The 11,375-nt window shown below is 36.0% G+C and carries 9 protein-coding genes; 2 read left to right on the forward strand and 7 right to left on the reverse strand.

Annotated elements, in window-relative coordinates:
- Nucleotides 1-198: 198 nt before the first annotated feature.
- From IC221_RS18465 to IC221_RS18480, 4 genes are all read right to left on the reverse strand, one after another.
- The gene (locus IC221_RS18465) at nt 199-777 is read right to left on the reverse strand and encodes a bifunctional precorrin-2 dehydrogenase/sirohydrochlorin ferrochelatase (protein WP_188170382.1); all 579 of its coding nucleotides are present in this window, start codon (nt 775-777) and stop codon (nt 199-201) included.
- Between the two features lie 281 nt (nt 778-1,058).
- Nucleotides 1,059-1,823 (reverse strand): uroporphyrinogen-III C-methyltransferase, encoded by a 765-nt coding sequence (gene cobA / locus IC221_RS18470; RefSeq protein ID WP_188170383.1) that lies wholly within the window; start codon nt 1,821-1,823, stop codon nt 1,059-1,061.
- A gap of 81 nt (nt 1,824-1,904) precedes the next feature.
- Nucleotides 1,905-4,022, reverse strand: a complete 2,118-nt coding sequence (locus IC221_RS18475) for a HEPN domain-containing protein (protein WP_188170384.1) — start codon at nt 4,020-4,022, stop codon at nt 1,905-1,907.
- A 276-nt stretch (nt 4,023-4,298) separates the two neighbouring features.
- On the reverse strand, nt 4,299-6,587 hold the full coding sequence (locus IC221_RS18480) for an NADP-dependent malic enzyme (protein ID WP_188170385.1): 2,289 nt from the start codon (nt 6,585-6,587) through the stop codon (nt 4,299-4,301).
- Between the two features lie 339 nt (nt 6,588-6,926).
- Here IC221_RS18480 and IC221_RS18485 point away from each other — a divergent pair, with 339 nt between their 5' ends.
- Nucleotides 6,927-7,460, forward strand: coding sequence for an NUDIX hydrolase (locus IC221_RS18485; RefSeq protein ID WP_188170386.1), 534 nt, complete (start codon nt 6,927-6,929; stop codon nt 7,458-7,460).
- Nucleotides 7,461-7,467: 7 nt separating this feature from the next.
- On the opposite strand, the gene IC221_RS18490 is transcribed toward IC221_RS18485, so the two are convergent.
- Nucleotides 7,468-8,325 (reverse strand): histidinol-phosphatase, encoded by an 858-nt coding sequence (locus IC221_RS18490; protein WP_188170387.1) that lies wholly within the window; start codon nt 8,323-8,325, stop codon nt 7,468-7,470.
- A gap of 183 nt (nt 8,326-8,508) precedes the next feature.
- Here IC221_RS18490 and IC221_RS18495 point away from each other — a divergent pair, with 183 nt between their 5' ends.
- Nucleotides 8,509-9,075, forward strand: coding sequence for an NAD(P)H-dependent oxidoreductase (locus tag IC221_RS18495; RefSeq protein ID WP_188170388.1), 567 nt, complete (start codon nt 8,509-8,511; stop codon nt 9,073-9,075).
- A 1-nt stretch (nt 9,076) separates the two neighbouring features.
- On the opposite strand, the gene IC221_RS18500 is transcribed toward IC221_RS18495, so the two are convergent.
- Nucleotides 9,077-9,985: a lysylphosphatidylglycerol synthase domain-containing protein gene (locus tag IC221_RS18500; protein ID WP_188170389.1), complete on the reverse strand. Its 909-nt coding sequence runs from the start codon at nt 9,983-9,985 to the stop codon at nt 9,077-9,079.
- Nucleotides 9,979-11,355 carry a YfcC family protein gene (locus tag IC221_RS18505; RefSeq protein WP_188170390.1) on the reverse strand — a complete coding sequence of 459 codons (1,377 nt, stop codon included), beginning with the start codon at nt 11,353-11,355 and terminating at the stop codon, nt 9,979-9,981. Before IC221_RS18505 ends, IC221_RS18500 begins: the two co-directional genes overlap by 7 nt.
- Nucleotides 11,356-11,375 lie beyond the last annotated feature (20 nt).

The raw sequence follows: 11,375 nt of genomic DNA on the forward strand, positions 1-11,375 counted from the left end.
TAAAAACAGCTTAATTTAGCATCCTTATATTTATACTTTTACCATTCGCAAATTTTTGGTGAGCGAAAGGTCAGTAATTAATATGATTGTCAGTAGTATTCATTGGTTATTATATAGTTTGCTTATCAAATATGAATCGTCAATTATAAAAAAAAGACACAACAACTTAAAATTTTAAATCATTGTGTCATCAGTGTTTTATTCTTTCTTATCAAATACCTGCTGAGTGATATCGTTAAGTTTTTTTACTTTAAAAGCAAAATCACCTTTCAGCTTATCTCTGATTGTTCTCAGGTTATCTAATAATTCTTGTGTCTCATTTGGAAGAGCATCTTCTAAAAACTCTCTCATTCTTTTTGCCAATGTTGGCGATTTTCCATTAGTAGAAATACCAATTTTCAAATCACCTCTTGTTACTACAGATCCTAAATAAAAGTCACATAAGTCTGGAGTATCGGCTACATTGACCAACATTTTTCGCTTATTAGCTTCTTTTTGAATTTCCACATGAAGACCGTAATCATCTGTTGCTAATAGTGCTATATGATGTGGGTCTAAATCTGAGAATTCAAATCCTTTTTTATGTAATGTTACATTTGGGAAGTCCTTTGCTAAATCTAACAACGCTTCACCAAAATCGATAGATACTACTGTAACCACTGCATTAGGGCTATTTTTTAAGATAGCTTCTAATTTTTCATGCCCTACATTTCCACCTCCTACTATTAGTGTAGAAATATCTGCCATTTTTATAAATATGGGGAACATATGATTCATAATAGGAAGTCTTTTTAGTGTTAAAAATCTTTTTGTGTATACAACAAATATTGAGCTACTAGTGTTTAGTTCATCGTAAGGTTTTCTTTTAATGGGCTAAAAAACTCAATATTTCAAAAATAAAAAGAAATAAAAAAAGCAGGAAACTATATCCTGCTCTCTTCAAAAATAAAATGAGTCAAAACAATCAGTGGTACGCAACGACACTGTTGAACCACTAACCGATGTATGCCTCTAATTGATAATTAAAACACACAACGCCACGTACACACTGATCATTTCTATGCATTGACCACTACATCTGAAAGTCTATTTGGATATTTAGCGTGATGTCTTACCACATCACCAACTACGATTACCGCAGGAGAACCTAAATTGTCTCTTCTCATTATATCAGCGATATCATGAACATGACCTATACCTATTCTCTCTTGTGGAGTTGAAGCATTTTGGATAATGGCTACAGGCGTATTTTCTTTTCCTGCCGCTTTAAAACTATCCATGATCTGATCGATCTTTTTAGTACCCATCAAAATGATTACTGTTGCTGAAGACTGAGCGGCTAACGCAATATCTTTAGATACATCACCTTCTTTTGTTGTTCCAGTGATGACCCAAAAACTTTGGCTATCTCCTCTTCTCGTTACAGGAATTCCTTGTAATGCTGGTGCAGCAACAGAACTGCTGATACCCGGCACTAAATTTACTCTGATACCATGTTTTTGTGCATAAAGCATCTCTTCGTGCCCTCTACCAAAAACATAAGGATCACCTCCTTTCAAACGAACTACGTGACCTCCACCGATAGCATGAGAAACAATCAGGCGATTGATTTCTTCTTGCTTGAAAGAATGTTGATCAACTCTTTTACCAACATATACTTTTTTGGCTTGGGGTGCATATTCCAAGAGTTCTTCTGAGACCAAAGCATCATACAAAACCACATCAGCTCTTCTTAGTGCTTTCATCCCTTTTACCGTAATCAAATCCGGATCTCCAATCCCTGCCCCAACAAGGGTTAATTCTGGTTGTATAGTCTTTGTCATAGTGATTCGCTTGGTGTTCGTTTGTTAATCGAATAAATGTCCCCTGACTGACTTTTACATCAATCAGGGGTATAGTAGTATCTAGGCGTCTTCAGTCGCTAAATCCTCTTTTCTTAAGTTTGAAACATCATTTAAGAATACTTTCGCTTCTTCAATGTATTGTTTGGCAAACTCTTCTGAAGGTTCGTTTTTGTTGATTCTTAATACATGATCAACAAAAGACCCTTCAGCAAAATTGAACTGAGCATCATAGTGTTCTGCAAAACGGTTAATCACCGTCATGTGGCTGTTTAATTTTACCTTTTTATCTAAAAGCAACGCTTTGGCTGCGTTTACATAGCTACTGTAAGCATGGTAGATCGCATCAGCAAATAAACCTTTTTTGAAGGCCTCTTCTGCCCAACCTGCTTTCTCCTCTGCTTCGAAGATCAATGTTTGTACAAGGTCAATGATTACACCTGCACACTCACCTACTGCTTTATGCAATTGGAATTTATCTTCTTCAGTGTACCAATCCAAGTAATCTTCTGGTGTAAGATCATCCAATACTGCCAATGGTTTTAAGATTTCATAGAAGTAATCTTTACCTTGACGCTTGTAATAATCTACGAAGTACTCTCCCTCTGTTGCGTTTGCATCGTAGTCATCCACTACCGTTCTAAAAGCGTCTTCGATTCTCTTACTAGGAATCTTGATCACTTTATCAGCAATATGAGGTGTATTAGTACTGTCAAAACCACCACCCAATAAGATTTGAGCTGCTGGCAATAACATTTTGTTCGCCTTATTTCTTAACGAACTACCGTGAATACCAAATTGTGCGATCGTGTGTTGACCACATGCGTTTGGACATCCACTAATTTTTATTTTGAAAGTATCATCCGTCACTAAATCAGGATATTCTACTTTTACTAAATCTTCTAAAACTCTTGCAATACCAGTACTTGATGAGATACCCAATACACAAGTATCAGTACCAGGACAAGCTGTGATATCTGCTGTTGTATCATAACCGATTTCCGCAAATCCGATTTTATCCAACTCATTGTAGATGGCTTTTAAATCTTGCTCACGAACATACTTTAATAAGATACCTTGGCGGATTGTTAATCTGAAATCGTCAGCAGTATACTTCTCAACGATTTTAATTAATTCTCTTGCCGTTGCTGTATCGAAGTTACCTAAAGTCAAACGTACTAAGATACCGTAGAAACCTTCTTGCTTTTGAGCAAAAACGTTAGCTTCTTTCCACTTTTGGTATTTCGCTTCATCCGTAACTTCTACTTCAACAGCAGCGTGTTCTTGAGGAAGAACCACTGAATCTACTTTAGATCTGTCTACCCAAATCTCTTGATTCTTTAATGATTTTCTTTCCTCTTCCGCTAAACGTAATAATTCTTCTTTACCGATATCCTGTAACAAGAACTTCATTCTTGCTTTCATTCTACGGTTACGCTCACCATAACGGTCAAATACTCTTACTAATGACTCAATGAAAGGGATTAACTTTTCCTCTTCCATAAACTCAGCAGCAGTTTCAGCAATGTAAGGCTGTGCACCTAAACCACCACCGATTAATACTTTAAAACCTCTTCTTTCTTCACCATCAATTGTTTTTACAATTGGAATAGCTCCAACATCATGAATGAAAGCAAAAGCTGTATCCGCTTCAGATGAAGAGAACGCAATCTTAAACTTACGTCCCATCTCTTGACAGATAGGGTTTCTTAAGAAATACTCAAAAGTAGCGTGAGCATATGGAGTTACATCAAATGCCTCTTCTGCATCAATACCTGCTTTTTCTGAAGCAGTGATGTTTCTTACTGTGTTACCACAAGCCTCTCTTAATGTAACTTCGTCTTTCTCTAACTCAGCCCATAATTGTGGAGCATCATCTAAAGAAACGTAGTGAATTTGAATATCCTGACGAGTAGTAATGTGTAATTTACCATTAGAATACGTATCAGAAACTTCACAAATACGGTTCAATTGTCTCATCGTCAATTTACCGTAAGGAATCTTAATACGAATCATCTGAACGCCAGGCTGACGTTGACCATAAACACCTCTCGCTAAACGAAGGCTACGAAATTTTTCATCGTCAATATTTCCCTCATGAAACAGTCTAATTTTCTTTTCTAAATCCAAAATATCCTGTTCGACTATTGGGTTTTCAAGTTCGGTTCTAAAGCTTCTCATGATGAGTATATTACTAGTTTTATATCTTATTCCCTATCGATTTACTATACTATTAGTAAAAATGAAAAGACCATTTTGCCTATGGTCTCATGCAATTTTAAGCAGTAAAATAAATATTTCAAAAGAAAAAGGGATATTTCTTATAAATATCCCTTTCAAAGTATGTTTTTATTACAAAATAAGTAGAATTAGTGTAAAAAATACGGTGACTTTCATTACCATTTTGAAAATTTGGCCGCCCCTATTTTTCGTTCTTTCTTCTAAATATTCAGTGACTTATTCATTTTCATCTTGCGTTTGAGCATCAAGATTTGCGATTGTGATCATATCCAAAATCTGCTGTACATTGGCTCCCATCTCCAATACGTGAGCAGGCTTCTTCATCCCCATTACAATTGGACCAACAACCGTTGAATCAGAAACCTCTTCTAACATTTTCAATGCAATGTTTGCTGAAGAAAGGTTCGGGAAGATCAATACATTTGCAGCTTTCTCTGCTAACTCCGAGAATGGGAAATTTGTTTTCGTTTTCTCAGGATTTAATGCAAAATCGGCTTGAATATCACCATCCACTACCAAGTTAGGATTTCTCTCTTTCAAGATTTCTCTTGCTTGTCTCATCTTAGAAGCATCATCACCTTTCTTCGATGCTCCAAAATTAGAGTAACTTAGCAATGCAACTCTTGGTTCTAACTTAAAGAATTCTTTTACTCTTTTCGTTACCGCCTCCGTAATCTCTACAATTTCCTGTTTTGTAGGGTTCTCAATCATGGTAGTATCCGCAAAGAATAATGGTCCTTTGTTCGTTAATACCATATACATTGTGGCTACAGGCTTATCATCTACAGTACCTATTACACGAAGCGAAGGTGCTAATGATGAAATATAATTACGGTGAATACCTGCAATCATTGCGTCAGCGTCTCCCTGCTCAACCATCATAGAAGCAAAGTAACTACGCTTACTCATCAAGTCATGAGATTCATACAAGGTAGTACCCATTCTTTGACGTTTCGCATAGAATTTCTGACCGTATTCTTCACGCTTTTCTTTACTGTCATCAGATCTTGGATTCAGAATTTCTGCATTCATCAATTCATCCAATTCCAATGCCTCAATCATGGCTTTGATTCTTGAACGGCGACCTAATAAGATTGGCTCAATGATACCTTCGTCCATGGCAATACGTGCAGCTCTTAATACGTGCGGGTTATCTGCTTCTGCAAATACAACACGCTTACAAGCATTTTTGGCTTTCACACCCAAACGACGCATAATGTCATTTCCAGTACCCATTCTCTGGATCAACTCCTCTTTGTAAGCTTCCATGTCATCGATCGTCGCCTGAGCTACACCGCTGTCCATAGCGGCTTGAGCCACTGCAGGTGCTACGGTTGTCAACAAACGAGTATCAAGAGGTTTTGGAATAAAGTAGTCTCTTCCAAAAATCAAACGATCTACATTATACGCTTGAGTTACTGCTTCTGGAACAGGCTCTTTGGCCAATGCTGCAATGGCTCTTACACAAGCCAACTTCATTTCCTCATTGATCTCAGTAGCTCTTACATCCAAAGCTCCTCTGAAAATATAAGGGAAACCTAATACGTTGTTCACTTGGTTAGGATGATCCGAACGGCCTGTAGCCATCATTACATCGTCCCTAGTGCTCATTGCTAAATCATAGTCGATCTCTGGAGTAGGGTTAGCCAAAGCAAAAACAATAGGATTTTCAGCCATAGAATTCAACATCTCCGCTGTCATTACATTTCCTTTCGATAAACCAAGGAATACGTCCGCTCCTACCAATGCTTCTTCTAAATTATGAACATCAACATCAGTTGCTAAATCCAATTTGTTACCCGTTAAACCTTCTCTATCTTTACGGATTACGCCTCTACTGTCACAAACAATTGCGTTCTTTCTTTGAACTCCTAATTCAAAGAAAATATTAATACATGATACCGCCGATGCACCAGCACCTGACACTACCACTTTCAAATCTTTTAAATCTTTACCAATAATCTCAGCAGCATTCAATAAAGCAGCTCCTGAAATAATGGCTGTACCGTGTTGATCGTCGTGCATGACAGGAATATTCATTTCCTTTTTTAATGTCTGCTCAATTTCAAAACAGTCTGGTGCTTTTATATCTTCAAGGTTGATTCCACCAAAAGTTGGTTCTAGTGTCTTACAAGCCTCTATAAATTTCTTTGGATCTTTGGCATCTAATTCAATATCAAAAACGTCAATTCCTGCAAAGATTTTGAATAATACACCTTTACCCTCCATAACGGGTTTTGATGCTTCAGGTCCGATATCTCCTAAACCTAAAACGGCAGTACCATTGGAAACTACCCCTACCAAGTTACCCTTAGCAGTATATTTATAAACATCTTCTTTTCTTTCTGCAATCTCTAAACAAGGATCTGCAACACCTGGAGAATAGGCTAAAGAAAGGTCACGTTGTGTCTTGGTTTTTTTAGTAGGTATTACCTCAATTTTACCTGGATTAGGGTACTCGTGATACTCTAATGAGTCCTTTTTACGTATTACGTTTTTAGACATACCTGATTACTTTATGTTTTGTGTGTGCAAGTACCTGTTATAAAAAACGGTGATTTGATAAAAACCGAAAACTTATAGTAAAGTACTTTGTTTAATATAAATGAGTGTTTATAATCGAGATCAAAAGTAGTTACTTTCGTTTGGATTAAAAATTAGTTTTCTTTATTCTGTAAAGTTTTTTATAATTTGAAGAGGTTTGAAACCTCGTTTTGCATAAATTTTGGTTTCAAGACTATTCATATGAAGTATATAGGATTAAAAAAGTAAGTGAAAAACAACCTCATCTTTATCTTAGTACTTAGGTAATCAGACAGAAATAACTTAATCATAAAACAAAGCATGAATTTTTGTAGCAATTGCGGTAATGGGCAACTAGAGTATATTATTCCAGAAGGAGATCATAAACATCGTTATTACTGTCCGAATTGTGATACCATACATTATCAAAACCCTAGAATTATTGCCGGATGTGTTCCGATTTATGAGGGAAAAGTCTTGTTGGCGAAAAGAGCCATTGAGCCAAGATATGGTTTTTGGAACCTTCCAGCCGGATTTTTAGAAAATGGTGAAAGCCCAGAAGACGGTGCTTTGAGAGAATTATATGAAGAAACAGGTGCGAAAGGTGAAGTTAATCGCTTACATACCGTATTCTCATTACCCAATTTCAACCAAGTATACCTACTATTTTTAGTGGATTTAACTTCTGAAGAATATGAAAAAACAACTTCTGAAAGCTTAGAAGTACGTTTTTTTGAGTTGGATGAAATTCCATGGAAAGAGATTGCTTTTGAATCTTCTACATTTGCTTTAGAAAATTACATTGCTACCCCTTCCAAGGAAAAAGTGAACTTGGGACAGTATGTGAAATATTAAAATACAGTTAAGGTAGGTAAACACCCTTTTCATCAAAAGAGAAAGGTTGCCATTGCCCATCCCAAAGTACATGCATCGTTTTGAATCCTATTTCTTTGAGTTGTAACGCTGTTTCTGCAAAACCTTTTGTTATTTCTGCAGTAGTATGAGCGTCAGAACTTAAAGTAATAGGAATATTTTTTTCTAAAATTTTCTCTAAAATCCAAGGACTGGGGTAAAGCTGAGAATACCCTTTGTAGAACCCTCTTGTATTGACTTCTACGATAATGTTGTTTTCCTTGATTACCTCCAAGTATCTTTCAATCAACTCTTGATACCATTCTTCCTCCTCCTCAAACCACTTCCCTGTTGAATTGTGCATTTTCATTTTGTCCAAATGCCCCAATACCGTAGGTGTATCTTCTTCAATCATCTTAATATTCAGGTCTACATATCTTTGAAATGCTCTTTGAATACTTCCTCCAAAAATTTCCTGCAGCCCTTTATCGTAATGTTTTTTAGTGTAATCTATTTCCCAATAATTACCGTCTTCAAACTGATTGACATAATGTACCGAACCTACTGAGTAATCTAATTCTCGAAAATTATGGACACCACATCTTCCTTCAATATAATCAACTTCTAACCCTGCGTAAATCTGTATTTGGTCTTTATATTTTTCTTTAAGACGCTCAATTTCCGCTAGGTATTCCCTGTAATTTTCCATTTTCATATTCCAAGTGGAAGGAAAAGGGACAGGTGAATGCGTTGAAAATCCATACGATCTCACATTTTGTTCGATGGCCGCTACTATATAATCTTCTAAAGGGGATTTTCCATCATCATAAAAAGTATGACTGTGAAAATTAGTCCATGAAGGCTTCATAATCAATGGTTTATAAAATTCATCAATAGTTTCACTATAATATAATTTCCATTTAGCAATATGCCATAGTAATATCTTATTTTTTTATAGACTTGAATAAAGATTTATTGTTAAGTTTTTTGCTTCGACCAACCATTTTTAATACAATGAGTTAAACCTAATTACTAAAAGTTACCCAATACCATGAACATCTTAGTTGTATTTGCACACCCTAATTACAACCAATCCGTAATTAACCGGAGATTTGTTGAGGAAATCAAAAAGATTTGTGTTATTGATTTCCACCCGTTGAACGAAATGTACCCTGACGGAAGAATTGATATTCATTTCGAAAAAAATGCACTTTTAAGGGCAGATAGAGTTGTGTTTCAATTTCCTTTGCATTGGTATAATGTCTCTCCCATTTTAAAAAACTACATGGAAAATGTATTAAACCATGGATTTGCTTTTGGAATGAATGGAGACAAATTAAAAGGAAAAGAGTTTTTAACAGCCATCACTGTTGGAGGACCCAAAGAAGCGTATCAAAAGTCAGATGCTAATAGTTTTACAATGGAAGATTTTATCAGACCTTTTGAACAAACAGCAACGCTCACGGGAATGAATTTTAGAAAAACCTATGCTGTTTATAATGCATTGACCTTAGGACGAGAGAATAATTCATCTAAGTTAACGCAAATTGCAAAAGAGTTTATCAACCATATTACTGATCCTTATTTAGATCCAAGTATGAGAAGAAATGTATCTTAAATTATAATTTCCATCGTATTCCTAAGCCTAACAAAGAAGGAATCAAAATATTGATACACCAAATCATTAATGCAGAAACTAATGCGGTATTAGGGTCCAATCCTAAGTATTCAAAAATATATAAAGTGGATAATTCTCTAATTCCTAAATCTAAAAAGCCACCTAAATTTGGAGATACTGTCTTAATCAAAAAGATCACTGGAACTATGATCAACAGAACTTGAAGAGAGATTATGGTGTCAATAGAATGTATGATGAAAATAAACTGTAAAGTAAAAACACAATAACGTACGAAACCTAAAACCGTTGTCGTAATCAACAACTTCAAGGTATATGCTTTGAGTATTAAAAAATAGCGTTCAAAAAAACGAATCACTTTTTCATTTTGAAGGGCTTGTCTCCCAATTACAATTAGAAATGGAAGAAAAAAGACAATTATCCCTAATAGCCAATACTCATGCTGAATTTTAATGATGTGATTTCTTAAGAACCAAAGTAAACAAGGAATACCAATCCAAAATGTATGGATACCTTGAGTCAATTGACTAATAAAAAGTGCTCCTATAGATTGGTTTCTATCCACTGATTTGGGAATTGCCCAATATCTTCCTAAAGCATTCCCTAAGGTTTTTCCTGCTAAAAAAGACGCTCCTAAACCTGATAAGACACCTAACAAAGCATGAATAAAAGAGACTTCAAATAGTGGTTTTAATAATATCTGCCACCTTTTAGACTCTAACATCCAATTTAAAGGCATCAGTATAAATGCTAAAGCTAAAAATACGGGAGATTTTATACTCACCTTTTCCCAAGGAGCATAAACTAAAAACTGATAAAGGGCATAAATAGCAAAAAGTACTGCAACGCCTTTAAGGCTATAACTTAATACTTTCTGATATTTTGCTACCATATTCCTAAATACATTGGTCCTAATAATAAAATACCTGCGACTACCATGAGTATTACTAGAAGAGGCCCCATCCATTTCACCCAAACGTCGTAAGGTATTTTTGCAATGGATAAAACGCCCATTGTCACACCGCTTGTTGGGATTATCAAATTTGTTAAACCATCACCAAATTGGAATGCTAATACGGCTATCTGACGCGAAATACCCAATAAATCACTCAATGGAGCCATAATAGGCATGGTCAAAGCTGCTTGTCCACTTCCGGATGGCAAAAAGGTATTTAAGAAACTCTGAAACAAGAACATTGCTTCAATTGAAGCCACTTTAGGCAATCCATTTACAGCTGTAGCAATACTATTTAAAACTGTATCTATAATCTTTCCGTCTGAAGCGATAATTAAAATCCCTTTACAAAAAGCGACCACTAATGCAGCTGTCATCATTTCTTTGGCCCCTTTTACAAAACTGCCGTTCATCTTCTCCAAATTCACCCCACAGACCAAACAAGATACGACACCGATAGCAAAAAATAGTCCTCCGATTTCAATCATATACCATTCATACTTCGCAACGCCAATAACTAAAAGTACTATACCAAGGGAAAAAAGTAGAAGAACGAGTATTCTTTGCCATGTCAAATTTACTTTTTCAGCGCTTTGTAAAGTTTGATCAGATCCTACACTCCCAGGTATCAAACTCTTTGATGGATCTGCGGAAATCATCAACACATAACGCATAATGTAAGCCACTCCAATTGTGGTAAATACTCCCCAAACAAAAATTCGGTATTGCCAACCACTAAACAACGGTACTTCTGCAATTGCTTGAGCGATACCAATAGTAAAAGGATTACTCACCGCACCTGCAAAACCTACTCCTGCTCCCACAAAGGGTATGGCTACTCCAACAATCGGATCTAATTTCATGGCCTTAGCCATCGGAATCGTCACCAGAATAAAAACCAAAACTTCTTCTGACATACCAAAAGTTGCCCCTGCAATAGAGAATATTACGGTTATAAAAGGGATTACAATCTTTTTATAGAGCGTATGTTTGTTACTCCAATTGACCAAACCTTGTAAACCTGCCTCAATCGCTCCAGTACTGTTCATCATTCCAAAAGCACCTCCTACTACAAAAATAAAGGCAATGATTTCTGAAGCAGAAATAAAACCTTTCAAAGGAGCAGTAAAAAAAGAAGTAATACCTTGCGGAGAAGCCTCCACTTCTTGGTAAGAACCGGGTACTAGAATATTTCTACCATTGAGTAGCTCTCTGCTGTATTCTCCTGCCGGAATAAGCCAAGTTAGACCAATAAAAACTAATAGAATAACGGAGGCGATGACTAAAGTATCTGGAAGTTTTTTCATTAAGAATAGGTTTCAAGTCA

Source organism: Flammeovirga sp. EKP202 (assembly GCF_014534745.1).
Lineage (GTDB): Bacteria > Bacteroidota > Bacteroidia > Cytophagales > Flammeovirgaceae > Flammeovirga.